The following is a 26,144-nucleotide window of genomic DNA, read 5'->3' on the forward strand; positions in this document are numbered from 1 at the left end:
TCCGCGCGACGCCAGAACTAGTGCCGGAGGTAACGCCGATGACCATGTCTCCCGTCGAAGAACGCGTCCTGCCCCGCCCGCGGGCCGAGGCGGCTCCGCCGACGAGCATGCTGTGTCCCGATTTCCCGTTCGCCTACGACGACTGGATCCGCCATCCCGCCGGCCTCGGCCGGGTACCGCGCCAGGCGCACGGCACCGAGGTCGCGGTGATCGGCGGTGGCCTGTCCGGGATGGTGGCCGCCTACGAGCTGATGAAGCTCGGCCTGAAGCCGGTGATCTACGAGGCCGAGCAACTCGGCGGCCGGATGCGCTCGGTGAGCCTGCCCGGCTACCCCGACGCCGTCGCCGAGCTGGGCGCGATGCGCTTCCCGCCGTCCGCGGGCGCGCTCTTCCACTACATCGACAAGGTCGGGCTGGAGACGACGCCGTTCCCCAACCCGCTCTCCCCCGCGTCGCCGAGCACGGTGATCAACCTGCACGGCGAGAACCACTGGGCCCGCACGTCCGCCGACCTGCCCGCGGTGTACCGCGAGGTCAACGACGCCTGGACGAAGACGCTGCAGGAGCAGGCGGACCTGTCGCTGATGGAGGACGCCATCCGGCGCCGGGACATCTCGACCATCAAGGCACTGTGGAACCACTTGGTCACCAAGTTCGACAACGTGTCGTTCTACGGCTTCCTGACCTCGTCCCCGCTGTTCTCCTCCTTCGAGCACCGCGAGATCTTCGGCCAGGTCGGCTTCGGCTGCGGTGGCTGGGACACCGACTTCCCCAACTCCGCGCTCGAGATCCTGCGCGTGATCTGCACCGACACCAGCGACGAGCACCACCGGATCATCGGCGGCTGCCAGCAGTTGCCGCTCGGGCTGTGGACCGACGAGCCCGCCGAGCTCGAATACTGGCCGTCCGGTACGTCGCTGGCGAGCCTGCACGGCGGCGAGCCGCGCCCGGCGGTGGTGCGGATCGACCGGACCGGCCGCGGGTTCACCATCGAGGACGCCGACCGCGACGTGCGCACCTATCCGGCGGCGATCTTCGCCGCGCAGAACTGGAACCTGCTCTCGGGGATGAAGAGCGACGACGCCCTGTTGCCGCAGCCGGTGTGGACCGCGCTGGAGCGCACGCACTACATGGGCGCGTCCAAGCTGTTCGTCATCACCGACCGGCCGTTCTGGCTCGACCAGGACCCGGCGACCGGCCGGGACGTGATGAGCACAACGCTCACCGACCGCATCCCGCGCGGGGTCTACCTGATCGACAACGGCCCCGACGAACCCGGCACGATGCTGCTTTCCTACACGTGGAACGACGACTCGCTGAAGGTCGCTTCGCTGACCCCGGACGAGCGGCTCGACGTGATGCTCGCCGCGCTGGCCAAGATCTACCCCGGCGTCGACATCCGCTCCCACATGATCGGCCCGCCGATCGCGATCACCTGGGAGACCCAGCCGCATTTCAAGGGCGCCTTCAAATCCTGCCTTCCCGGCAGCTACCGCTACCAGCGACGGCTGTTCACCCAGTTCATGCAGCGCGACGCCGCCGACCACCACCGCGGCTTCTTCCTGGCCGGCGACGACGTCGCGTGGATCGCCGGTTTCTCCGAGAGCGCGGTCACCACCGCGTTGAACGCCGTGTGGGGCGTCGTCGAGCACCTGGGCGGCGGCACCCATCCGGACAACCCCGGTCCCGGCGACGTGTTCGACGAGATCGCCCCGGTGAGCCTGGATTGACAGTGGAAAGGACTTCCCCATGTTCGCGAAGATCTATTCCCCCGACGCGGTCACCGGCGGCGCCGCCTTCGAGCAGCAGGCCCTCCGGGTCGCCGAAGTGCTGCGCGACCGCGGTGTCGGCTCCGGCGACCGTGTCCTGCTCAAGGCCGACAACACGTTGGCCTACCTGACGATCCTCGTCGCGCTGATGCACGCCGGCGCGTCCGTGGTGCTCGTCGACCACATGGAGCACGCCGACCGTACCGCCGAGACGATCGCCGGTTCCGGTGTCGTGCTGGCGGTCGTCGACGACGACGCGCCGATGCCTGCCGACGCGCCCACGGCGTACACCTACGAGATCATGGTGGCCGCCGCCGACCGGACCCCGACCGATGTCCGGTTGCGGTTCGACGTCTGGGAAAAGCTGCCCGACAGCCTCGTGATGTGGTCTTCCGGCTCGACCGGCGTCCCCAAGGGCGTCGCGAAGAACGGCGCGCGGTTCCTGAAGAACCTGGAACGCAACGCCGACCTGGTCGGCCACGTCGCCGACGACGTCCTCCTACCGCTGCTGCCGTTCAACCACCAGTACGGCCTTTCGATGGTGATGATCGCTTGGCTGCGGGACTGCTCGCTGGTGATCGCGCCCTACCGCCGTCCCGACCGGGCGCTGCGCCTGGCGGGGATGGCCGGCGCGACGGTCGTCGACGCGACGCCGTCCACCTATCGCAGCCTGTTCAACATCATCGGCAAACGTCCGTCGCTCAAAGCGGAATTCTCCCGCGTGCGCATGCTGTGCAGTGGCGCCGCCCCGCTCGAACCCGGGGTCGTGGAGCAGTCCGACGAGCTCTTCGGCATGCCGCTGCTCGACAGCTACGGCAGCACAGAAATGGGCAACGTCGCCTTCGCCAACATCGGAAACCCCCGTGGGTGCGGGCAAATCGTCGAAGGGCTGACGCTGGAGGTGCGCGCCGACGACGGCACCGTGCTGCCCAGCGGCGAAATCGGCGAGCTGTTCGTCCTCGACCCGGATCTCATGGAGGGCTACCTCGACGGCACCGGGCAGGTGCTCCCCGTCGACCGCGGCTGGTACGCCACCGGCGACCTCGGCCGGCTCGACGCGGACGGGAACCTGTTCGTCGTCGGGCGCAAACGGGCCGTGCACCGCAACGGGCACACCCTGCACCCCGAGGTGATCGAGCACCGGCTGGCCGAAGACGGCTGTTCGGCGAAGATCGTCGCGCTGCCCGACCAGCGGCGCGGGTCGAGCCTGGTCTTCGTCGTCGAGGACGACGCACAACGGGACTCGCGCTACTGGCGCGACCGGATCTGCGGCGTGCTGCCCCCGGCCGAGCAGCCGAACCGTGTCCTCGTCACCGATCAGTTCCCGTTGAACCGCAACGGGAAACCGGACCGGAAGCGGCTCGAGCAGTTCGCCGCGGCCGAACAACTCTGATCCGAAAAACGAAACTGGGTGTGCACAGTGGACATTTCCACGGATGCCGTCCTCTTCCCCGGCATGGGTCCCGCCCGTGCTTCGGAACTGGGCAGGTTCCTCGTCATCGACCCTCTGGCCCGGCGCCTGCTCGGCGCGGCGGAGCACGCGCTCGGCCGCTCCTTGCTGGATCCGCTGGCCAGAACGGGCGAAGAGTACAACGAGCACACCCAGATCGCGTTCGTGCTCGCGTCGCTGGCGCTCGCCGAACGGGCGGAGCGGGAGCACGGGCTGGCACCGGTCGCGGTCGGCGGCGCCAGCTTCGGCGAACGCGCCGCCGTGGTCCGCGCGGGCGCCCTTCCGCTCGGCGATCTCGTCCGGCTCGTCGACGCCGTCGCACGCCGGGAACGGGAGTATTTCGAGACGACGAACCAGGATCTCGTCAGCCAGTTCATCGTGCGGACGCCGGAAACGGCGCTCGGCGAGATCCTCGACGGGATCGGCCACGAACTCTCCGGCCGGTTCGACGAGGAAGTCCACCTGGTGACCCTGCGCGAGTCCGCTTTGGACGAATTCGTCCGCCGGGTGCGGGCCGCGGGCGGTTACGCGCTCACGACGATGCGTCCCGCCGCCCACGCGCGGATGCTCGGCGGGCTGCGCGACAGGCTCGCGGAAGAGGTCTTCGGCGAGTTCGAGTTTTCCGCCCCTGACCTCCCGATCGTGTCCGATCAGGACGGAGAGGCGATCCGGACCGGTGACGAGGCGGCGTCGCTCCTGCTGGAGTCGACGGTCAACGCGGTACGGCTGCCCGGGCTGGTCCACCGGTTCACCCGGCTCGGCGTCGACCGGGTCCTCGTCGCCGGCCCGGACCACCTGCTGCACCGGCTGCCCGGGCTGACGTCGGCGTTCACCCTCCTGCGCGCCGACCTCCGGAGCACGGTGAAACCGAAACCCCGGCCCCGCCTTCCCGAGGCGGTGGCCGCATGAGCACCAAGGCCCGCGACATCGCGACGATCATGGTGTCCTGCCTGGCGCAGCTGATGGTCGCGATCGACATGACCGTGCTGCACCTGGCCGTACCGGCGCTCACCACCCAGCTCGGCGCGTCGGCCGAGGAACTGCTGTGGATCGCGGACGTCTACGGCTTCGCCATGGGCGGTCTGCTGGTGACCATGGGCAATCTGGGCGACCGGTTCGGCAGGCGGCGGGTGCTCGTGGTCGGGGTGGCCGCGTTCGCGCTGGGCTCGCTGGTGGCCGCCTACGCCCCGAGCGCCGAAATGCTCATCACGGCCCGGGCGCTGCTGGGGGTCGCGGGCGCGGCCGTGCTGCCCTCGACGACTTCGTTGCTACGCGCGGTTTTCACCACCCAGCGGGCGCGGACCGCCGCGGTGGGCGTCACCGCCGGGGTGTCGGCGGCGGGCTTCGCGATCGGCCCGATCGTCGGCGGGGTGCTGCTGGAGCACTTCTGGTGGGGTTCGGTGTTCATGGTCAACATCCCGGTGGCGCTGCTGATCCTCGGCGCCGCCCGCGTCGTGCCGGAATCCCGCTCCAGCGGCCGGTTGCGGCTCGATCTGCCCAGCGTGCTGCTGTCCATCGTCGGGCTGGTGGCCGTGGTGTACGCGCTGAAGGGCGCGTTCTACGTCGGCCTGTGGTACCCGGAGGTGCTCGGCGCGTTCGCGGTCGGAGGCGCGTCGCTGTGGTGGTTCGCCCGCCGCCAGCGACGGCTCGAACAACCGCTGATCGACCTGGAGCTGTTCCGGCGCCGCGGGTTCTCGGCCTCCGTCGGCTCGAATCTGGTGTCGGTGTTCACGATGTCGGCCTTCGCCCTGATCTCCAGCCAGTACTTCCAGCTCGTCCTGGGCTGGAGTCCACTGCGCTCCGGGCTGGCGTTCGTCCCGGGCGCGATCGCGGCGCTCGTCGCGGGCGGTGTCCTGGCGGCCAAGGCGGTGCGCCGGTTCGGCCGGGCGCCGACGGTGTCGGGCGGGCTGGCGCTGGCGTCGATCGGCTTCGGGCTGTTCGGCGCGGTGAACACGGACTCGACGTACGTACTGGTGCTGGCCGCGCAGGTGGCGTTCGGCGCAGGCGCGGGGCTCACGCTGACCGTCACCGGCGACACCATCCTCGGCACGGTCCCCCGCGATCGCGCCGGTGCGGCGTCGGCGATCTCCGCCACCGCCTACGAACTCGGCGGCTCACTCGGCATCGCGGTGGTCGGCAGCGTGCTGTCCGCCGTCTACCACGCCGAGCTGACCCTGCCCGCCGGCGTGCCGCCCGAGCTGGCCGCCCAGGTGCGGGAGTCGTTCAGTGCCACGGCGGCGGTCGCGACCGGCCTGCCGGAACCGGTGGCGACGGCGGTCCGCACGGCCGCGGAGGAGTCGTTCGTCGGCGGCATCCGCACCAGCATGCTGGGCAGCGCGGCGGTGATGGTGGTCCTCGCGGTGGTGGCGCTCCGGAGCCTGCGCGGCGTCCCGAAGGTGATCGAGACCGACGTACCCCCGCCGCAACCCGACCCCGTCCCCGAGGCCCCCAGCACCCGCATTTAGTCCTCTAGTTGCGGTAGTTGCGCACGCTAAAGACCGCAACTAGAGGACGAAACGCGGCACACAAGGTGTCGTGCACTGGCGTGGGCCTGGTGGTTTCCTGTGGGGTGGTCGTGAGTGGCGTTCCGGGTTAGAGCCGCAGGGGTCTTAGATACCTGCTGTTTGTGGCAGGAGTTGGTTGCAGGTCCGTGAAGGCCTCCTTGCCTACCCTGAAGGTAGTGAAGGAGGCCTTCACACCTTCCCCGAGTACATGAAGGCCCCCTTCCTGTACCTAGGCGCAAGGAAGGGGGCCTTCATGTACCGCAGAGGAGAGCCTGGGCGACAGTGGCGTGGTGGGTCGAGTCGTTGCGAGGGCCGAGCCAGCCAGCCCGGGTGTCGCGAAAGCCACGGGCCAGGAGCTGCGAACGCCACTTTCGCAACACGCCCCGATCCCCACACCCGCGTTTAGTCCTCTAGTTGCGGTAGTTGCCCACGCTAAAGACCGCAACTAGAGGACGAAACGCGGAGGGAGAGAGCGCTTTCTTCGGGAAGGCTGACTCTGGTGGAAGCGGTCGACCGTGGTCCGCCGGGGCAACTATGCTGGCCGAAGGTGCCCCGGCCGCCTGACCTCCCGACCGAGCGGTCCTCCGTGCGCCATGCTCGGAGCGACCGTCGCCCGGCCGCGCCGTGGTCCCGCGCCGGCCGAGGAGGGAAATGGGAGCGACGGCCGTCACGAACGCCGGACCGGACGACGCGCAGGCCGCTCTGGACCGGGTGCTCACCGGGTCCGGTGCGATCTGGGTGGTGCACGGCCCGGCGGGCAGCGGCCGCAGCACCGTCCTCTCCGGGCTGGCCCAGCGCGGACGACGCTCCGGCGCCGCCGTGCTGGCCGTCCCGGCCGGTCCCGAGCCCGAAACCGTGCTGCTCCGGCTGACGACCCAGCTGGTCGAGCTGATCGCGACCCTCGACCGGCCCGAGCTGGTCAGCATGCTCAGCGCGGTGGCCTGGCTGCGGGCCCGGCTCGAGTCGGGCTCCGGCACCGGACCGCAGACGACGGCCCACGATCTGATCACCGTTCTCGCCACCCTCGCCCCGCGCAGCCGGATCGTCCTGCAGTTCGACGACTTCGATCTGCTGCCACCGGAGCTCGCCACCGTGCTCACCCTGGTCGCCGAGGGTGCCCGCGCCACCGGGACGGTCACCGTCGCGACCGCGGCAGGCCGGGATCCCGGCGGCGGCCCGGTCGGCAAACTGCTCGCCATCGCCGACGGCACGGTGGGCCTCCGGCCGCTGACCGCCGCGGAGACGACGGCGCTGCTGCCCGGCTGGACCACCCGCGCCGGGCGGATCGCGAGCGATCCCGCGCTCGTCAGCGCGGTCCGCACCGCGCTCGGCCCGCTGTTCGGCAATCCCGGCACGGTCGGCGCGACGATCACGGGCCTGCGCGTCTCCGGCAGGCTGTCGGTCGTCGACGAACACGTCTGCCTGACCGGCGCGGGCACCCCGATCGTGCTGCCCGAGGGACATGCCGAGACGATCGGGCTGCGACGGCTCGGGCCGCGCGCCCGGCGGCTGGCCGCCATCATCGCGGTACTGAGCGAACAAAGCGTCCCGACCCTCGAAAGGTTGCCCTGGCTGGCGTCCGCGGCCGCGCTGACGCCGCCGGTCGCGGGCCAGGCCCTCGACGACCTGGTCCGGGCCGGGATCCTTCGCGGCGGGACGGACGGCGCGGTGGAGTTCGCCGTCCCCGCGCTGGCCGACAAACTCCGGCTGGAGCACGGCCTACGCTGGCGCACGGTGCTGCACCGGAGGATCGTGCGGGATCTCCTCGACCGCCATCCGGCCGATCCGGCCGAAATCGCCCCGCATCTCGCCGAGCTCCCGCCGTCACCGCCGGATCCCGGGACGGCGAGCCTGCTGCTCGACGCGGCCGCGAGCGGGAACACCGACATGCCGACGGCGCGCCGCTACCGGCTGGCGGCGCTCCGGCTGCTCGCCCCGTCCGACGACCGGTTTCCCGAAGTGCTCCGGGCCCTCCTCGCGGACAGCCTCGCGGCAGGCGGCTACGGCGCGCTGGCCGACGACCTCGCCACCGTCGTCGCACCGCGGCTTGCCGACCCGGGGCCGTCCGCCCGGCTGTCCGCCACCGTCCTGATGTGCTGGCTAGGCGCGCTCGCCCACGAGCAACGACTCGCCGAACTCGACGTCGTAAGACCGCTGGCCGCCGAAGTCGCGCATCTCCTCGACAAGGTTCCCGACTGCCGTCTGCTGCTCGACGCGGTCAACCGGGCCGACCGCCCGGCGGCCGCCGAAGCGGTGCGGGCGCTCGCGCGTGCCAGTGGCGCGGAAGACGACCAGCTGTTCGCCCTCGGCGCCGGGATCCTGCTGGGCGCGCTGCCCGGCGACGGCGGCAGACCGGCCGAGGAGTGGTTGGTACTGACGGAAATGCCGCCGCACGAGGACGTCGCCGAAGCCGCCGAGGTCCTCGACACGGTCAGTGTCCTGAACGTCCTGCTGCGCGGCCGCTACCAGCCGCCGACGTCCGGTTTCGCGGTCGATTGGCATATGGTCCGGCAGGCTTACCGCGAGGGCGAGTGGGACGCGGCGTTGTCGCTGGCCCGGCAGCTCGAAGGCGACCGCCTGTGGTGGGACCCGCCCCGCCGCCACCGGTTCGCGAGTGTGTTCGCCGCGGAGATCTGCGCCCAGCGCGCCCAGCCGGACCGGGCGGCGGATTGGTTGCGCCGCTTGCCTTTCCGGACTTCCGCCGACGCGTACGTCGCGTGGGTCAGGTGCCTGCTCCAACAGTCCGAAGGACAGCACGACGAAGCCCTCGTCCGGGGCTGGCGGGACTACGCCGAATGCCGCGAACGCGGGGTGCGGGCGGGGATGGAGCGCCTGCTCGCCCGGCTTTTGCACGGAGCGAGACAGCAGGGGGACACCGAGACCGTGACCCGCCTGCTCGCCGAACTCGAGAGCCTCGCCGTCCGGAGCCCGACCGCGTCGGTCCAGGAGGCGGCGCTGGTGTGCGGGGGTCTCGTGCGCGGGGACATGGAATCGGTGCGCGCCGGGGTCAAGCTGGCCCGGCAGTCCGGTGACGTGTTCCGGATCGCCGAAGCGTGCACGGCGTTCGGCGAGGTGAGCCCGGTCCCCGGGCCGTCACTGCTGGAGGCGCACCGGACGTTGAAGCGCCTGGACGCCGTCACGGCCCTGCCGCACGTTTCGGATCTGCTCGATCGGCACCGGATCTCCTTCTCCCCGGACCGCGCGGACCGGACCGACCGGGCGGGGCTGGATCCCTTGGAGCGCCACATCGTCGGCCTGATCGCGAGCGGCCGCACGAACCGGCAGATCGCGGCGGCGCTGCAGGTCAGCGAGAAGCGCATCGAAGCCCGGCTGACGTCGTTGTTCGAACGCACCGGCAGCCAGTCCCGGGTCGAGTTGGCGGCGGCATGGCTGCAGGGACGCCTCGGCCCCGCCGGATCCTGACCGGCCTCAGCCCGCCCGGTGACCGCGCATCGCCGCGGCCAACTGGGCGCGGCCACTGATGCCCAGCTTGCGATACGAACTGGTGAGGTGCTTCTCCACCGCGCGCACGGTGACCTCCAGCAGTTCCGCGATGTCGCGGTTGCGGCGGCCGGACACCGCCAGTTCCACCACGCGCTGCTCGGTCGCGGTCAGCAGTCCACCGTCCGCCTGGTCCGGCGGCTCCGCGGACCCGGTCAGCCAGCTCGCCCCGCATCCGGCCGCCAGGCTGCGCCCTTCCAGCAGCCGCTCGCGGGCGTCGGGTCCGGTACCGCGTTCCCCGAGCAGGATCAGCGTGCGGGCGAGTTCGAGCCGGTCTCCCGAGCGGGCCAGGGTTTCCGCGGCTTCGCGCAGGATCGGGACGGCGTCCTCGTCCCGGTCGAGCAGCGTCGCGCGGATCCGCAGCGCGCGCCCCACCGACGACGGCGCGCCCCACGACAACGCCCGCTCGACCTCACCCTGCGCGACCGCTTCCGCCCGCTTCGGATCGTCGGTCGCCGCGAGCAGCAGGGCGATCTGACCGCGCAGTGGCAGCAGCACGCGGTTCCCGAACCGCTCCAGCTGATGCACGCAGTCGAGGAAGTATTCGGCGGCCGCGGTGTGATTTGCCTCGGTCAGGGCCAAGGTGCCGTACGCCAGGGACCGGAGCCAGGGGTCGTGCTCGACCTCCAGATGGTCGACGATCAGCCGCGCGAGTGCCGGATCTCGTTGCTCCATAGCGATTTCGGCCAGCACCCGCATCGCCGTCATGGTGATCCCGACCCGGCTGGGACCCGCCGACACCAGCACGGCCTGCGCCCGGTCGCGGGCGACGCCGAGCAGGCCGGTGGCGGAGGCCACGAGCGACTGTCCCGCCCAGGCGACCAGTGTCGGCAGGTCCGGATCGGCCGCGGGACCGCACGCCGCGGCGAGCCAGGAGTCGACGCCGTCGAGCGAATCCGCGGCGGCCAGCACCAGCACCGTGAGCGGCAGCGTGGTGTACATCTGGTCCGGCGAACCGGGTTCCCGCTCCAGCACCTGCCTGGCGAGGTCCACAATGGACTCCCGGGGCGCGACGCCCGCGACGGTCATCAGGTACAGCAGGACCGCGACCAGCTCCCGCTGGGCCGAGGAATCCTGGGCGGGCGCGGGACCGAGTTCCGCCAGCCGGTCCGCCGCCGCGTCACCGGCACCGGGGACACCCCGTTCGAGATAGCGAAGACGGGCCTCCATCCGCAACGCCGCGTCGGCCGCGTCCGGACCGGGGACCTCCCGTAGTTCCGCGAGCACCTGCCGGAGACGGCGGACGTCCGCGGCGAACCGCAGCCCGGTCACCACCGGGAGCAGGCCGAGCGCGAACGCGCGGTCCACCGGATCCCGCATCAGGCCCAGCGCCTGGTGCAGATGCCGGTGGGCGGCGGGCAGATCGTAGCCGCGTTCGACGGCGGCGAGATCGACGAGCAGTTCCGCGCGATCGGCCCCCGGATGCGCCAGCGCGTGCTGCAGATACTGGGCGGCCGTCTGGGGCGACGAGTTCGCGAGCGCGGCACTGGCCGCTGTCCGCAGCACCTCCGCGGCCCACGGCTCGGGTTCGGCGACCGTGGCCAGCAGCTGCCGTCCGATCTGCTCGACCGGCCTTCCGTTGCGGTAGAGGACATTCGCGGCGCGCAGGTGCAACCGGTCCTGTTCGTCCGCGCTGAGCTGGTCGGCGACGAGATCGCCCGCCATCTCCCCCGCGAACCGCAGCAGCCCGTCGGCGGGGGCTTCGACGAGCCCCAGCCGCCGCAACGCGCGCAAGGCCGCGTCGAAGTCCGGCGAGTCGAGGTCGGCGAGCTCGGCGAGGACGCCGGGCTCGGTCGCCCCGCCGAGCGCGGCCATCGCCTTGGCCACCGCGGAGACGTCGTCCGGCTGGGCGCGCAGGCACCGGGTCAGCCGCGCCGCGGCGGGCGAGGGTCGCAGCGCGGCGAGCTCGGCCGCGGCCGGGGCGATCGGCCGCAGACCGTGGCCGAGCATCGCGTTGACCAGCGCGTCCAGCAGCATCGGCGAACCGCCGGTGCGGGCGTAGCAGACGTCCGCGAACTCGTCCGCGGGTTCGGCTCCGCAGCGGGCGGTCAGGTAGGACCGGACACCGGCGGCCGAGAGCGGGGTGGCGTGCACCGTGCGTGCCGCGGTCCGGGCGATGTCCTTGACCACGACGTCGTCCGCGGAGTCGTCACCTTCCAGCAGGGTGGCCACGACGAGGACCCGCAGGCGGCTCATCCGCTTGGCCAGATACGCGAGCCACCGCGCCGAAGCCGCGTCCGCCCACTGCAGATCGTCCACCAGCAGCGCGACCGGACCGGTGTCGCGCACCATGTCGGTGAACAGTTCCAGCAGTTCGTGCAGGACGAGATGGGCGCGGCGCGCGTCGGGCGGATCGGCGGGGAACTCACTGTCGGCTCGGACAGCGGTGAGCAACTCTCCGCGGCGGCCGGATTCCAGCAAGGGTTCCAGCAGCAACCAGACCACGCCGTGCGCGACGCCTCGATCCAGCGGGGTCGCCGCCGCCCGGACGACGCGCACGCCCCGCGCGGCGGCCTCCTCCCCCGCCGCGTGCAGCAGCGCGGACCGGCCGGCGCCCAGCCCGCCGCGGACGACGACGAACTGCCCCGCCCCGGCACGCGCTTCGGCGACGGCCCCGGCGATCGCGGCCTGCTGGTCGACACGCTCGATCATCATGACGACGGATCAGAGCTCCTTGTCCAGCGCGTCGAACAGCTCCCGCAGCTCGGCCCGCCCGGTCACCTCGAGCTGCCGGTAGATCGCGGTGAGCCGGAGCTCGACGGCGCGTTTGCTCACGCCCAGCTCCTCCGCCAGGTCGGCGTTGGAGGCGTTCGCGAGCACGCGGCGGACGAGGTCGGTCGCGGCGGGCGAGAGCGCCCGCCAGCGCCGGGACGCCGTGCGATAGGACCGCCGCGGCCGGTCGGACAGCCGTTTCCCGAGGTCGGCGATGCGGGAGGTCGCCCACGCGAGCTGGTACGCGGTGGCCAGCCGCTCGGCCTCGCGCAGCAGGCGCGGCACGCCGCTGGTCTGGCCCCGGTTGATCTGCGCGGCCGCGAGCAGCAGCACCGCCTCGACGTAGAGCACCCTGGCAGGCGACTGCTGGAGCGCGTTGACGGCCTGTGTCAGCCGGAACACCGCGTCCTCGGACCGCACCGCGACACCCGCGCCCAGATGGGTCCGGCCGATCGCGGTGCGCGTGCCCCAATCCTGCGCCAGCCGCCATTCCTCGCTGATCATCGCGGCGGCGGTGTGCTCGTCGCCGAGCGCCTGCGCCGCGATGGCGACATGCGAACGCCACGGCACCAGACCGGGGTTCTGCCAGCCGATCGCGTTCATCCGCCTGCCGCATTCCTGGAACAGCCCCAGTGCCCGCCGATGGCGTTTCAGGTCCAGTTCCAGCAACCCGCGCATGAAGAGCAGATACGGCGTGGAGTACAGCGGCCCGCCGTCGACGGCCGCATCGACCGCGCGCTGGGCGGCCTCGAGATCGCCGCGGGTGAGCCCCGCCGCGATCGCGATCGTGCTCAGCGACGCGGTGACCGTCGGCGGCCAGCCGTCCGGCGGACCGGACGCGGTGGCCTTGGCGAGCGCCTCCTCCGCGGCCTGCACGCGACCGCGTTGCAGGTGGATCCAGGCCTGGCCGGTGAGGCCCAGCGCCACCGGCACGCCCGCCCCGGCTGCGCTCGCGTCCGCGATCACTTCCTCGTAGACGGAAAGCGCTTCCAGGACGTCGTCGGTCTGGGTGAAGGTGATGGCCAGCGCCAGCCGCGGCGAGTAGAGGGTCATGGGCTCGTTCGACGGATCCGCCGCGCGCCGGGCCAGCCTGCGGGCCACCCGCCCGTCGCGGCACGCCGTCGTCGCCAGCCAGGACGCGGCCGCCGTCTGCGCGGGCGTCAGCGATGCCGGGTCCAGGTCCGTCAAGGCCGGGATGCCGAGGAGGACGGCACCCGCGCCGGTCCCTTCGGCCAGCCAGTGCAACGCCGTCAGATCCGCGCGATCCCGGTCGTCGGCCACGGCCTCGCTCAACACGGCCAGCTCGCGCAGCGCGTCGTCCCTGGCCCCTCGCTGCATCATCAAGTCCACAGCGGACAGTCGCGTTCGGACGGTGTCGTCGCCGTCGGAGACCCGGGTCGCCCTGGCCAGCCGCAACCCGCCGGTGAACGGGCACGACGACGCCTCGACCGTCTCCAGTTCCAACCGCAACCGCGCCGACGTCCCGGGCGGCGCGGGTTCGGCGAGCGCCCGCCGGTAGTACCGGGCCGCTTCGGTGTGGTCCCCGGCTTCGCGACGGCGCAACGCGGCCGCGTGCAGGGTCTCCAGCGCCCAAGCCTCGCCGACCGGCTGCGAACCGAGCAGCAGCCCGGCGACGTCTTCCTCCGGGGCGGCCCGGCGATGCCCGAGCTCGGCGGCCCGCCGTCGCGTCCCCGCCCGCTCCTCCGCGCCGGTCGCGGCCAGCACCCAGGTGGCCACCTGGGGGTTCATCGGCTCGGCGGGATCGGTCCCGATCAGGCCGGAGTCCGCCAGCACCCGCAGCGCCCGGTTCAGCGGCATCCCGAGCGGGGCGGCGAGCGGGCGCAGGTAGGCCTCGTCGAGGGTGCCGATCGCGGCGATCGTCCGCACCAGCGCGGCGAGATCGGACGGCAGCCGGGCGAGCAGGTCGAGCACGGTGTCGCGGCGCACGTCCGCGGTGATCGCGGTGATCTCCGCGCCGGGCCCCGGCCCGGCGGCCGACCGGGCGAGCACTTCCGCGAGCAGGGCTGGGTTTCCGCGTGTGGCCGCGTAGACCTCGGCCACCGGCGGACGCGGCGCCGGGACCGCGTGCACCAGCCGCCGGACGGCCGCCTCGCTCAACGGCCGCAACCGCACGACATGCCGGTTCTCCCAGGGAAGACCGCCGAGGCACAGCGGATCCGCGCCGTCGCCGTCGGCGTCCTGCGGGCCGGAATGCGCGGCGATGAGCAGCACCGGGTCGCTCCCCCGGCGTCGCTGCAACGCGGCCAGCCAGGCCTCGGACTGTTCGTCGGCCAGGATCAGGTCGTCGACGACCAGCAGGACCGGGCGGCGCCGGGCCGATTCCAGGAGCCGCTGGCAGAGCAGTTCGTGCAGGACCTGCACGTCGGTGCCGTCCGAAAGCGCGGCGTGCAGCCACGGGACGTCCGCGAGTTCCGGGATCGAGGCGAGCAGCTGGGAAAGCAGCCCATACGGCAGCTCGGCCTCGGTGGCCGATCCGCGCGCGGTGAACACCTGCAGCCCCCGCTCGGTGGCCAGCGACGCGACCTGGTCCAGCAGCGCCGTCCGCCCGCTGCCCGCCGGACCGAGCACGAGCGCGGAACCGCCGTGGCCGAGTTCGAGATCCCCGACCAGGCGGGTGAGCAGGCGCAGTTCGGTTTCGCGCTCGACGAGTTCGTCCGCGCCGTCGGCTTCGAGCCGCCGGACGGCGCTCACCGGGCACCTTCGAGCAGCACGGGACGGTCGTCGACGTGGCCGACGATCACGGCCAGCTCGCCCCGCCCGGTGATCCGCAGCTTGCGGTACACGCTCGTCAGATGCGTTTCGATGGTCCGGACGGTGACGAAGAGGCGTTCCGCGATGACCCGGTTGCTGATCCCGCGACCGGCGAGCCGGGCGATGTGCCGTTCGGCCGGGCTCAGCGAATCGAGCGGGGAGACCTCGCTCGGGATACCGGCCTCGGCGGCGGTCCGCTGGGCCCGGCGGAGCAGAAAACGGTCCCCTGTCCGCAAACTCAGCTCGACACAGCGTCGCAGGCGGACGCGCGCGGCGGCCGTGTCCCCCGCTTCGACGAGCGCGTGGCCGAGGTGGAACTCCGCCAGTGCTTCCTCAAGCCGGGCGGGAGACCCGGCGAGAATGCCCGCAGCCTCTTCGATCAGCGCGATCCGGTCCGGTCCGCGGGTGGCGACCGCGGTCGCGAGCCGGGACATCCCGACCGCTCGCGGGGTGCCCCACCGCGCCGCCGGCTCGGCACCTTCGGCCGCGAGTTCCGCCGCGGCCTCGAATTCCCCCTCGCCCGCCAGCAGGCAGGCGCCCTCGAACCACCACGGTGCCAGCAGCGGGTTGGCGATGCCGACGTCGGCGAGACTCTCGCCGCAGCGATGGAACAGCTTCAGCGCCGCCTCTCGATCCCCCGCCGCCCAGTGCACCCGTGCGTCGACGAGCTGGAACCACGGGCGCATCACCGTGTGATCCCACAACTGCGGGGAATCCGCTTCCCGCAACAACTTCATCGCCTTCGAGGTATCGCCCTGCTGGGCCGCGACGGTGGCGAGCGCGATGCGCGGGACCACCCCGCCGGTGCGCCCTTCGGCACGGCGGCTGAGCGCGTAGGCCTGTCCGGCGTCGGCGGCCGCGGTGGCGAGATCGCCGCACCAATGCCCGAGCAGGCCGCGGAAAGCGAGGTACTCGCTGCGCTGGGCCGGGACGAGTTCGATGGCCCTGGTCAGTTCGTTCCTGGCGACGTCGACCTCGTCGGTCAGCAAGAGCGCCAGGACGGCGGAGCTGACGGCCGAGTCGTCGGTGGTCGGGGTGTACCCGCGGATCGCGCGCATCGCCCATTCGGCGGCCTCGCGCGGCCGGGTGCCGTCGAGTGCGGCGACGACGGCGCACACGGCCAGATGCCTGGCGTCGACGACGGCTTCCGGGCCGTCGCCGGTCCGGGGCTGGATCCGGGTGTCGAGCTTCGGCAGGCTGTCGCGATCTTCGATGCCCACCAGGCACAACAGCCCTTCGAGATGGATCCGCAATTGCTGGTCCACCTCGCCACCGAGGACGGTCAGCACCCGGTCCAGCACGGTGACGGCGGTCCCGCAGCGGCGGGCGACGAGCGCCGCACGGCCCAGCTTCACCGCGGCCCTGGCGCGGTCGGAGGGATCCTGTTGCAGTTCGAGCGCGCGGCGCAGGAGGTCGAAGCCGCTGTCCGGTTCCAGCAAGGCGACCGTCTCGGCGAGCTGAACGGCCAGGCCCGCGTCGGAAGGCCTCGCCGCCGCGGCGGGCCGGAGATAGCGCAGCGCGTCCCACGGCGCGCCCCGGTCGCAGGCGCAGCTCGCGGCGTCCCTCAGCAGGTCGACCATCCACGAGTCCAGCTCGCCGAGTTCGAGCAGGTGCTCGGCCACTTCTTCCGGTGACCCGGCCGCGTCGCTCAGCAGAATCGCCGCGGTACGCCGCCACCGGCCGAGCTCGGCGGGATCGAGAGCGTCGAGCAGCCCTTCCCGCACCGGGTCGTGCCGGAAGGAAAACCCTTCCTGCGCAAGGATGTGCTGGCTCCGCAGCAGGTCGACGGCGGTTCCGGCGGTACGGGCCGGCACCTTGGCCAGCCGCGCCACCAGGGACAGGTCCTGCCCGCCGAGTACCGCGATGGCGGTGGCGACCGACCGGGCGTAGTCCGGGATGCCGGTGAACAGGGAGTGGATCAGCGCGGCTCCCGCCGCGGAACCGGCCACCGGCGCGACACCCGCCGCGACCTTGCCCAGTTCGTCGAGCATCTCCCGCAGCAGCAAGGGATTCCCGCCGGACTGCTCGACGCAGTGCCGCACGAACGCTTCCCCAGGCTCCGATCCGACGGCCTCGCGCGCCAGCGAGGCGACAGCCTCCGCGGGCAGCGGACCGAGGTCGAGCACCTCGGTGCCGTACCAGGATTCGAGGTCCGCCAACCGTTCCGCCACACCGTCCGGGCCGTCGGCGGCCGACCGGACCAGGATCATCCGCACCGGCAGCCGCGTCGCGTGGCGGGCGATGAGGCTCAGCCATCGCAACGTCGGTTCATCACACCACTGCACGTCGTCGACGGCGAGCACGATCGCGGGCTGCCCGCCCGCCCAAGCCGCGAATCCCTCGTACCAGGCGGCGAAGTCGTCCGGATCCGAGACCGGCGCACCGGCCCGGCGCAGTCTCGCGAGCAGTTCCCGGGAGGCCGCGGCCCCTTCACCCGGCACACCGGCGCCCCGGCAGACGACGGTGTCCGTGAGAGCGGCCAGCGCGGTGTCCAGCAGGCTGGACTTGCCGATACCCGACTGCCCTCGCACGACGATGACGGAGCCTTGACCAGGCGCACCGGGACTCAGCCGCGCGGCGAGCCGGCGCAGCTCGTCGTCACGTCCGGCCAGCGTGCGCCCGGGTCTGTTGGCGTCCACCATCTCCGCCTCCTGTCGTCCCATCGGGTCGCTGCCGTCACACAGAGCGAACAAACGCTTACGTGCTTCCATCTCATCGTGTGATCGTCTTACCGAATAGACCGGCCAACCCCGGCGAGGGTTATCCCTCGCTACGGGGATGCGTGCCGCTCAAATGAGCGCGAAGTCGGAGAGCGCGCGATTCCGAGGGCAACGCGGCCACACTCGACGCGGCACCACACGTGAGCCTGGTGGGACGAAGTGTGACAGAAGACCGCGCTCCAGGGAATGAACCGTGAACGACCCATGACATCCAGGTTTACCCCAGCAGGCCACCCGGCGTCCGCTCCGGTCGGCCGCGCTGCTCAGATGAGCGAACATGCCTCGAAGATCATTACGAATTCTTCCGAAATACGACGGTGAGCAGGGGCTGAGCCCGGACCGTTCACTGGGACCGCACCGTAATCGCACGAGTACGTCACGCGGCGGCCATCCATCCGTCAGATCCGGGCGGTCAGCTCGCGCGACGGGACTCCGGCACCCGCGGCGGCCACGCCGTCGAGTCGAGCAGCCCGGTGGCGAAGGCGCGCGAAACCAGTTCGACCCGGTTGCGCGCCTTGAACTTCCGCTGCAAGCGGGCGACGTGGTAGTCGATGCCCTGGCGGCTCAGGTAGTACTTGTCGGCCATCTCCAGGCTGGACAAGCCGCTTGCGATGCCCTGGAGGATCTTCGCCTCGATGTCGTTGACCGAGCTCAGCTGCTCGGCGCGGGCCGCGGCGGGCCCCGCCTCCGGGAGCACGGTCAGCAGGATCGCCGTACCCGGCGCCCGCATCCGGCCCGCCACGATGGTCAGCCGGTCGGCACCGCCGGATCCGAGCCCGGTCACGCTGCCGCGAAACCGCTGCTCCCAGCCTTCGGCGACCCGGTTCAGCCGGTCACGCAGATGGTCGGGACCGGTGGTGACGAGCTCGGGGAACGATTCACCGAGCACGTCGGCGGGACGACGGCCGAGCAGCCTGAAGAAGGCGGCGTTGCCACCACCGAGCCGCAGCCCGGCACTGAGCGCCGCCAGTGGCATGTCGGCGACTTCCACGAATTCACTGATGATTCCGGGCCGCGCGGTACGACCCGCGTCGAAAGCCCACTTGCCGATCGGGGAAATCGTTCGGATGCCGGCCATGGAAAGCCCCCTTCTGCCTGAGCCATTCGTGTCCACCAAAGCCGTCCCTGCCCAAGACTCGGCAAACACTACGAACCGGCTCTCGACGGGGTCAACGAATTCCGCAGCAGTTCGTGGCCACCGAACCCACCGTGCGGACAGGCCGTACCGAAGGTTCGGTATCGGCGGCCCCGCGGGAGAATCCTCAGCTCAGCGGCGGATTCGGTGACCGAACCCCCGCGGCGAGCCCGCACCACGAGGGATGCGAGGCGAATTCCGAGTGAAGAACTTCTCGCGTTTCGCCCAGTCAAGATAGCACCGAATCCGCCGGTCCTTAACATTGATTTAAGGTGGATCTCGGCGTCTTTGCGCCGTCGTCGGAGCGGATTCACGAAGAGGGTGCCCGGTGATCGGCACACCGCCGTCCTCACCTGTCGATCGACCGAATCGGCATTCGGCGCAGAAGCGATCGCTTGACCGAAACCTGGCCGTCCACTGTGGACACCGAAAAAGTGACAGGGCTGTCCCGGATGTTTCACACCCGGGACAGCCCTGCGCGGATCAGACCGTTTCGCGCGTGGTCACCGCGTCCTTCTCGGCGGCCAGCGCGGTGCAGGTGCGCACCCACAGCTCCCAGCCCGCCAGCGCCTGGCTGCAGTTCCAGCCGGTCCAGCGCATCGCCTGCGCGCCCTCGTTCCCGGCGCGGTTACAGGAGGTTTTGCTGCTCCAGCCTTCACTCTGCTTGCGGTACGGCGTGCAGGAAGCCGCCGCGACGTCACCCGACGCCCCGGCGGCGCACGGTTCCGCGGTGCTCGCCATCGCCGTTCCCCCGGTGAGCACGGAGCCCGCGAGGGTCGCGGCGAGAACGGCCCCACGGACCACGAAGCGCTTGTTCATTGAGTTTTCCTTACCGCGAGCAAGACCCCACGCCTACAGTGGCCGAATCCCAGGCGAAGATCAACCTTCCCGGCCGAAGGTCCCCGTTCGAAACCCGGAGCACCCCGGCTTGGTTCACCCACCTGATCAGCCGATCCCGGTCCCAGCTCATGGGCACGGTTGCGCATGCGTGCATCCCAACGGTCCACTCGTCGGTACTCCGATCGGAAGGGATCACCATGTCCGTCACCGACGAACTCCTGGCCAACAACGCCGACTACGCCTCGCGCTTTTCCGGGCCGCTTCCCTTGCCACCCGCCAAGCAGGTCGCCGTGCTCGCGTGTATGGACGCCCGAATCAACGTTTACGGCGTCCTCGGCCTTCAGGAAGGCGAAGCGCACGTCATCCGCAACGCGGGCGGCGTCGTCACCGAGGACGAAATCCGTTCTCTCGCGATCAGCCAGCGCCTGCTCGGCACGCGGGAAATCATCCTCATCCACCACACCGACTGCGGAATGCTGACCTTCACCGACGACGGCTTCAAGAAATCCATCCAGGAGGACGTCGGCGTCAAACCGTCCTGGGCCGCCGAAGCCTTCGGTGACCTCGACGCCGACGTGCGTCAGTCGATCGCGCGCATCAAGAACAGCCCGTTCATCCCCGAGAAGGATTCCGTCCGCGGCTTCGTCTTCGATGTCGCCACCGGAAAACTGAACGAGGTCGCCTGACCGGGGCGCGGGCCGCGACCGCGCGCACGGTCGCGGCCCGTTCCGGTCATTCGCCGATGACCTGCTCCACCTTGCGCTGCAGTTTGTTCATCCCGCCGAGCCAGCGGTCGGTCTGCGTGGCACGCGCGGCGTAGTAATCCGCGACCTCGGGGTGCGGCAGGACCAGGAAACGTTCGTCGGCGATGGCCTCGAACAACGCGTCCGCGACCTGCTCCGGCTGGATCGCCGACGCGCCCATGAGCAGTTCGCCCGCCGGGCCGGTGTTCTCCAGCATCGCCGTCCGCACGCCTTGCGGGCAGATCGCCTGCACGGTGAGGCCGCGATGCCGGTAGGTGGCCGACAGCCATTCGGCGAAGGCGAGCGCGCCGTGTTTGGTCACCGAGTACGAGGCCGAACCGAGGGTGGTCAGCAATCCCGCCGCCGACACCGTCGAAATGAAGTGCCCCCGGCCGCGCTCGAGCCACGGCGGCAGCAACAGCCGTGCCGCGCGCACGTGCGCCATCACGTTGACGTCCCAGATCCGCGCCCACTCCTCCTCCGGCGCGTCCACGCCGCCCATCGGCGCGATCCCGGCGTTGGCACAGAAGACATCGACCTCGCCGAGGGTTTCGCGGGCCGTCTCGATCAGCGACGCGACACCCGCTTCGCTCGCGGCGTCCCCGGCGACGGCGGTTCCGCCGATCTCCTTCGCGACTTCGGCCGCGGCGTCCCCGTTCAGGTCGCCGACGACGACCCTGGCCCCCTCCGCGGCGAACCGGCGGGCGAGCACGGAGCCGATACCGCCGCCTCCACCGGTGACGACGACACCCGCTCCGGCGAACGACGCGGTCACAGGCCACCCGCCAGGGTCACGCCGCCGTCGAGGACGACCGTCTGCCCGGTGATCCAGCCCGCTTCGTCCGAGAGCAGGAACGACACCGCGCTCGCGATGTCCGCCGGCACCCCGAGCCGCTTCATCGGGTACGACTCGGAGACCTCTTCTTCCCGGCCCTCGTACAGCGCGGTCGCGAACTTGGTCTTGACCACGGCGGGCGCGACGGCGTTCACCCGGATCTTCGGCCCCAGCTCGAAGCCGAGCTCCTTGGTGAGGCGGATCAGCGCGGCCTTGCTGACGCCGTACATGCCGATCCCCGGAGACGCGCCGAGTCCGGCGACCGACGCGACGTTCACCACCGCGCCGCCGTGCTCCCCCATCCACGCGTCGCGCGCCCGGCGGGTCCACGACAGCGGTGCGAGCACGTTCACGGCGAAGATCTTCGCCGCGGCTTCCGGTTCGATGTCCAGGGTGGGCCCGAAGACGGGGTTGATGCCGGTGTTGTTGACCAGCATGTCCAGCCGCCCGAAGGCCTCGATCGTCTTGGCGACGGCCTCGTCCTGGTGCGCGGTGTCGTCGGCCTTGCCGGGGACGGCGATGGCGACGGCTTCCCCGCCCAGTTCGGCGACGGCCTCGGCCAGCGGTTCCGGCTTGCGCGCGGTGATGCACACCTTCGCGCCGCGCTCGACCAGGTCCTTGGCGATCCCGAGGCCGATACCCCGGCTGGCGCCGGTGACGATCGCGACGCGATCCTTGAACGAGTTCACTCTTCGATCTCCTCTGTGTTCACCGACGAGCGCAGTCACTAAGCGAGCGCTCACTTACAATGGGAAGGGCCGGAGGTGGTGTCAAGCCCACCATCCGGTACGAGCGTCTGGGAGGATTCGCGGATGACCATGTCGCTGTCGGCCGAACTGTGGCCCGACGTCCAGCCGGAGACGGCACGACGGCTGATGCTGGCCGGGGTCGAATCCTTCGCCCGGCGCGGTTATCACGCGACCACCACCCGGGACATCGCCTCGGCGGCGGGAATGAGCCCCGCGGCGCTGTACGTCCACTTCCCGTCCAAGGCCGCGCTACTGTTCGCGATCTCCAAATACGGCCACGAGCAGACGCTCTCGCTGGTCGAGAGCGTCGTGGCCCGCGAGACCGACCCCGTCGAACGGATCCGGCTGCTGGTCGAGGACTTCGTGGCGTGGCACGCGCGGCGGCACACCGTGGCGCGCGTCGTGCAGTACGAACTGCACGCGCTCCCGGACGAGGAGTTCGAGATCGTCGCGAAACTGCGCCGCCGCATCGAGCAGATCGTGCGCGAGGTCATCACCGAGGGCGCGCGGACGGGCGTGTTCACCGTCGGCGACCCGCACACCGCCGCCCGCGCCGTGCTCTCGCTCGGCGTCGACGTCTCCCGCTGGTACAGCGACCGCGCCCGCCAGACACCGAAGAAGCTGGGCCAGGAGTACAGCGAGCTGGTGCTCCGCATGCTCGGCACGAAACTCTCCTGACCAGTATTGATCGACCTCCGTCGGCGATACCGCCACCAGAGTGACATACCAACCGGTCGGTATCGAGAAATACCCGCTGAGACGTTGACCACATACTAAGCGGTTGTTAACTTGCCCGGACTGCATCGCCGCAGCAGCGCCGAGCGAAGGGCATCCAGATGGCCGACAGTGCTCCGAACGCCCCGGAAAACGCCGCCGAACCGACGATCACCGTGTCCCAGCGAAGGAGGGCCGCGACCGCGGCGACTCGTTTGACACACCCGCCGGTTTCCGCTAGGTGGTGTCCGCGCGGTGCCTATTTACGAAGTCAGTGACGGCTGGTTCATCGAGCCCCATCCAACCGTGGTATTGAAAAATTTCCCTCTGAGCCTGGTTGACAAGGGCTAGGACGGCATCAGCGAGGAGCCTGTCATCACCATCGAACAGGGCTGCGCGCACACTGGGGTCGGTGACCATCGCGACGAACGCCGGGGCGCTGCGCTGGGAGTAGTAGCGAGCGAAGTTCGTGTAGAAGTTGCTGTCATCGGCGCTACCGCGCAGACCGATCACGACCAACGCTCCGTAGACGTCGAACTGGATCAGGCTGTCCAGAATCTGACTGTCGTCCGCTGAGCGATCCGGTCGCAACGCGGCATTGTCGCGAATGACGTTGTGCGCGCTGGCCAGAAGTCCCGCCTTCTCCTCTGACTCGAACATCCCTGCTCGTGCGGCCATCGTCAGCGCGTGGCGGAGCCAGCTGCCATACACCCTGAACGCCTGCCCTGTGGGACGTGGTTCGGCCAGCGCTCGAACTGCTGCCCAGTTCTTCTCGCGTACCGCTAGAGCTCCTAGGGCGTAGACCCTGATGATGACGGCGTACCACAAGCGGGCTGATGTCGTGCCGCGCGTGTTGCCGTGTTCGTCGAGACCGCTTTCGTAGATGAGCTGGAGGGTGGCGATCGCCTGGGTGAACCAGGTGGCGCGTTGATGGTGCAGTGCCGTTGCGGCGATCGTGGTGACCCGGTTGAGGAGTTGGCCGAATTCGTCGAGGTCGTCGCCGGCAATCAAGGGAGCGGAGTCGCGCCCAGCCTGGTCAAGCAGATGCCGCAGCGGGATGTCGTCCTGCTGGCGCAGCAGTTCGATGACCAGCTCGTCGAAGGTCTCGGCGTCCATACGCCAGGTGATCGCTGTCGTGGACTGATCCCGCAAATCTCGCACAGCCTTATTTAGGCGGGCATGTTCTGTAAACTCGGCGGAAAGTTCTCGACGCCAGTCGTCCTTACGACGGTCGACGACCTGCTTGATCAGGCGGTCAACATCCGCGTCGGTCCAGCGTTCACTGCTGGTGCCGTGCCGGACGAACACATCGCCGACACGGAAGACGTAGTGTTTCTTGCTGTCGACCTCATACTCACCCGGCGCACGAAAGACACACCATCCAGTTTCGGCCGTGGGTACGTAGATCAGTGCCACCTGGTGGCCGGCGACCTCGTGGACCGCGCTGCGCAATCCCGCCGAGTCCAGGTACTTATCCAGTTTGGGACGCAAGACGGCTTCATCAAAGTGACGAGTCAGGTCCGGTGTAAGCCCAGGCATCGGCTTCCCGTAGTTATCCGCCCCCACGACGATGTAGCCGCCGGCCTCCTCGGCACGCAAGGCGGCGACGTCCTTGGCGAGCTCCACGAGATCCTGAGTATGTCCCTTGCCAAGGTTGAGCGTCGTCTTGTAGTCCAGGACAGACTGCTCATGTTCCTCGGCGAGAAGCGCCAGCAGCTTCTCGCGAGTGACGACGGGCTCCACCACAACGGTCATGCCCGTATCTTGCCCTACCGCGACCGCGGAAGTGCGTTCTTCGAGATCGGAGCTGACGCCAACGCGGTCAACGAGAACATCGGAACGCTCGGCGGTCGCGGCATCCGGAGGCACCCTGACGACCGCTGCAAGCTCAAGCATCGATCTCACGACGTGGATCTCTGCAGAAGGCGGCACCACCCGGACTCCCCTTTAACGAAACTCGCCGAGGGCAGCAGTCCTTGGTAGCCGTCTAGAGTACCGACCACTCGTTCACCACTAACGTGGACTTCGAAGCGACCCGGATCGAAGCCGCCGGCTTCCCACGCCATATCACTCGTCTCAGCACACCATTCACGCCCAGTAAAACGCTCCCGCACCAGCCACTCAGCCTGCGCACCTCCCTTGACCCACATGTCACGCCACCATCGGCCACAAACCGTTACAGCAACGATACAACCGTCGATGCACTCCAAAGGATCACCACCCGAGGTTCGGTCACCGGGTTGCCCATGGTCCTCGCCCGGACGACGGCGGCCGCAGACTGGACCTTGCCCGCTTGTCCCGCGTTCATTCCCGAATGGACATATTCCCCTCAGGAAAAGGTTTCAGGCGCGGAATCGCTCGTACAATCCCGTCCGGAGACGGATCACTCGATTCGGGTAGTGCCGTCTCCATCCAGAGACCGAGTACCGTCACAAGCGAGGACTTGTCCATGGTGAAAACACCGCACCTGTCCTTGTCGACCACACGCCGCCGGGCACCGGTCTACCGGCTTCCGGGTACCAACGGCGAAGTGTCGACGGAAGCCCCTGACGAGGAGATCCGCGCACGCGCGACCCGGACCGTCTGGCGGCTCGTCCAGAACGAGGAAGAACGTACCGGCCTGCTCGCGATGCTCGGCCTCGACCCGGCCGACCGGTCCACAATGGCCGGACGGCCACCAGAAAAGCGATGACGTACAGAAATTCCGGCGTTCGCATCACTCCCGTACCGCGTCTCCTGGCCAACCCGGAGTTCCACGAACCGTCGGCGCCGACGGCAGAATGGCTCAGGAGGAAGTCTCACGAAAAGCCCATCACTGTACTGTGCGGTCCCGCACCGAGCGAACACCCGCGATATCTGAGTCAGGCGGCGACTCTTGGCAGGCTGCTCGCTGAGAGTGGCTTTGTCTCGGTGGCCCGGACGGCTTCCGCTTGAGGCTGCGGGACGCCCTGCCGACGATTGCCGCCGGAGCGGACACCTTCGACGACGATGTATTCCAGCGGCTCGCGGACGGCACCGTCAGCCGGTTGTCGCTGCACAAAACGGCCGACACGACGGTCCTGACCCTCGCCGTCGACCACGCCTTTCCGACGGGCGCCTGATGCGGAACCTGCTGCACGCTCTGCGGGGATTCACACCACTCTGCTGTGCGGTGAAACCCCGCCCGCGGCGCCGCGTCCGGCTTCGGCGCACACCACCCCGAACTCGAACCCGCCCCGACAGCCGACGTCGTCGCGTTCGCCCACGACAACGGGATTTCGCTCACGGATCTGGTGGGTGGAGCGGTGCGGGCAAGGTCTCCCGAAGCCGACAGTCCGCTGCCGGTCTTCTTCCGCATCCCGGTGGACTTCCACGAACGGCTCGCCTCCCCGCCCGGCGCGGACGCGCAACTGTACGGAATCCTTCCGTACAGCGTCATCGTCCCGGTCGTCGCCGACGACGACACGCTCAAAGCCGGCCTTCATGTCGCCGCGGAACTGCGTACCCCCTCGAACGCGAAGAACTTCAGCGCGCCTTGCCGGACCTGCGGACTCCCCCGCCCCACGACGATCACGGTGCCGGCACCGGTGACATGCGGAAACCCGTGCTGTCGACGACGAGCGGACGGCTCGCCCCTCGATCTGATTGTACGACAGCGCTTTCCACAATCAGCGGAAATCGGTGCGGTCATGGCAGCGGTCGAAGCCACTCTGCGCTCGTG

At 70.2% G+C, this 26,144-nt stretch carries 17 protein-coding genes and 1 pseudogene; 10 read left to right on the top strand and 8 right to left on the bottom strand.

All coding sequences use genetic code 11. The annotated features are described in order from the left end of the window. Positions 1–38 precede the first annotated feature (38 nt). The 5 genes from ACLJPX_RS35200 to ACLJPX_RS35220 all read left to right on the top strand — a co-directional run bounded on the left by ACLJPX_RS35200 (position 39) and on the right by ACLJPX_RS35220 (position 9,146). Entirely contained in the window at positions 39–1,730 is a 1,692-nt protein-coding gene (locus ACLJPX_RS35200; protein WP_101606867.1) for a flavin monoamine oxidase family protein, read from the top strand. Positions 1,731–1,749: 19 nt separating this feature from the next. After that, the gene (locus ACLJPX_RS35205; RefSeq protein ID WP_410604669.1) at positions 1,750–3,162 is read left to right on the top strand and encodes a class I adenylate-forming enzyme family protein; all 1,413 of its coding nucleotides are present in this window, start codon (positions 1,750–1,752) and stop codon (positions 3,160–3,162) included. Between the two features lie 27 nt (positions 3,163–3,189). Then, positions 3,190–4,128, top strand: a complete 939-nt coding sequence (locus ACLJPX_RS35210; RefSeq protein ID WP_410604670.1) for an ACP S-malonyltransferase — start codon at positions 3,190–3,192, stop codon at positions 4,126–4,128. Beyond that, a complete protein-coding gene (locus tag ACLJPX_RS35215) occupies positions 4,125–5,684 on the top strand; it encodes an MFS transporter (protein ID WP_410604671.1) in 1,560 nt (519 codons plus the stop codon). The genes ACLJPX_RS35210 and ACLJPX_RS35215 overlap by 4 nt, the downstream gene beginning before the upstream one ends. 690 nt (positions 5,685–6,374) lie before the next feature. Beyond that, a complete protein-coding gene (locus tag ACLJPX_RS35220) occupies positions 6,375–9,146 on the top strand; it encodes an AAA family ATPase (protein WP_410604672.1) in 2,772 nt (923 codons plus the stop codon). Between the two features lie 6 nt (positions 9,147–9,152). Here the strand turns inward: ACLJPX_RS35220 and ACLJPX_RS35225 are convergent, their stop codons facing one another. From ACLJPX_RS35225 to ACLJPX_RS35245, 5 genes are all read right to left on the bottom strand, one after another. Continuing rightward, the gene (locus tag ACLJPX_RS35225) at positions 9,153–11,879 is read right to left on the bottom strand and encodes an AAA family ATPase (protein ID WP_410604673.1); all 2,727 of its coding nucleotides are present in this window, start codon (positions 11,877–11,879) and stop codon (positions 9,153–9,155) included. 9 nt (positions 11,880–11,888) lie between these two features. Continuing rightward, positions 11,889–14,648: an AAA family ATPase gene (locus ACLJPX_RS35230; RefSeq protein WP_410604674.1), complete on the bottom strand. Its 2,760-nt coding sequence runs from the start codon at positions 14,646–14,648 to the stop codon at positions 11,889–11,891. After that, a complete protein-coding gene (locus ACLJPX_RS35235; RefSeq protein WP_410604675.1) occupies positions 14,645–17,350 on the bottom strand; it encodes an AAA family ATPase in 2,706 nt (901 codons plus the stop codon). Before ACLJPX_RS35235 ends, ACLJPX_RS35230 begins: the two co-directional genes overlap by 4 nt. Before the next feature lie 490 nt (positions 17,351–17,840). Beyond that, entirely contained in the window at positions 17,841–18,506 is a 666-nt protein-coding gene (locus ACLJPX_RS35240; RefSeq protein ID WP_410604676.1) for a LuxR C-terminal-related transcriptional regulator, read from the bottom strand. Between the two features lie 540 nt (positions 18,507–19,046). Further along, entirely contained in the window at positions 19,047–19,382 is a 336-nt protein-coding gene (locus ACLJPX_RS35245; protein ID WP_410604677.1) for a hypothetical protein, read from the bottom strand. A gap of 218 nt (positions 19,383–19,600) precedes the next feature. Between ACLJPX_RS35245 and ACLJPX_RS35250 the strand changes: the two genes are divergently transcribed. Continuing rightward, positions 19,601–20,089, top strand: coding sequence for a beta-class carbonic anhydrase (locus tag ACLJPX_RS35250; protein ID WP_101606856.1), 489 nt, complete (start codon positions 19,601–19,603; stop codon positions 20,087–20,089). A gap of 46 nt (positions 20,090–20,135) precedes the next feature. On the opposite strand, the gene ACLJPX_RS35255 is transcribed toward ACLJPX_RS35250, so the two are convergent. Together ACLJPX_RS35255 and ACLJPX_RS35260 are read right to left on the bottom strand one after the other, a co-directional pair. Further along, positions 20,136–20,921 carry an SDR family oxidoreductase gene (locus tag ACLJPX_RS35255; protein ID WP_101606855.1) on the bottom strand — a complete coding sequence of 262 codons (786 nt, stop codon included), beginning with the start codon at positions 20,919–20,921 and terminating at the stop codon, positions 20,136–20,138. Next, positions 20,918–21,670 carry an SDR family oxidoreductase gene (locus ACLJPX_RS35260; protein ID WP_410604678.1) on the bottom strand — a complete coding sequence of 251 codons (753 nt, stop codon included), beginning with the start codon at positions 21,668–21,670 and terminating at the stop codon, positions 20,918–20,920. Before ACLJPX_RS35260 ends, ACLJPX_RS35255 begins: the two co-directional genes overlap by 4 nt. 123 nt (positions 21,671–21,793) lie before the next feature. On the opposite strand from ACLJPX_RS35260, the gene ACLJPX_RS35265 reads away from it, so the two are divergent. After that, the gene (locus ACLJPX_RS35265) at positions 21,794–22,408 is read left to right on the top strand and encodes a TetR/AcrR family transcriptional regulator (RefSeq protein WP_410604679.1); all 615 of its coding nucleotides are present in this window, start codon (positions 21,794–21,796) and stop codon (positions 22,406–22,408) included. Between the two features lie 273 nt (positions 22,409–22,681). Here the strand turns inward: ACLJPX_RS35265 and ACLJPX_RS35270 are convergent, their stop codons facing one another. Continuing rightward, positions 22,682–24,379, bottom strand: coding sequence for a helix-turn-helix domain-containing protein (locus tag ACLJPX_RS35270; protein WP_410604680.1), 1,698 nt, complete (start codon positions 24,377–24,379; stop codon positions 22,682–22,684). Between the two features lie 514 nt (positions 24,380–24,893). On the opposite strand from ACLJPX_RS35270, the gene ACLJPX_RS35275 reads away from it, so the two are divergent. From ACLJPX_RS35275 to ACLJPX_RS35285, 3 genes and pseudogenes are all read left to right on the top strand, one after another. Next, positions 24,894–25,136 (top strand): hypothetical protein, encoded by a 243-nt coding sequence (locus ACLJPX_RS35275; RefSeq protein WP_410604681.1) that lies wholly within the window; start codon positions 24,894–24,896, stop codon positions 25,134–25,136. A 238-nt stretch (positions 25,137–25,374) separates the two neighbouring features. After that, positions 25,375–25,545, top strand: a complete 171-nt coding sequence (locus ACLJPX_RS35280; protein ID WP_410604682.1) for a hypothetical protein — start codon at positions 25,375–25,377, stop codon at positions 25,543–25,545. Between the two features lie 96 nt (positions 25,546–25,641). Further along, a pseudogene (locus tag ACLJPX_RS35285) lies at positions 25,642–25,917 on the top strand (phthiocerol/phthiodiolone dimycocerosyl transferase family protein); the annotation flags it as partial. Positions 25,918–26,144: the final 227 nt, after the last annotated feature.

The sequence above is a fragment of the Amycolatopsis sp. lyj-90 genome, from assembly GCF_046549035.1.
Taxonomy (GTDB): domain Bacteria; phylum Actinomycetota; class Actinomycetes; order Mycobacteriales; family Pseudonocardiaceae; genus Amycolatopsis.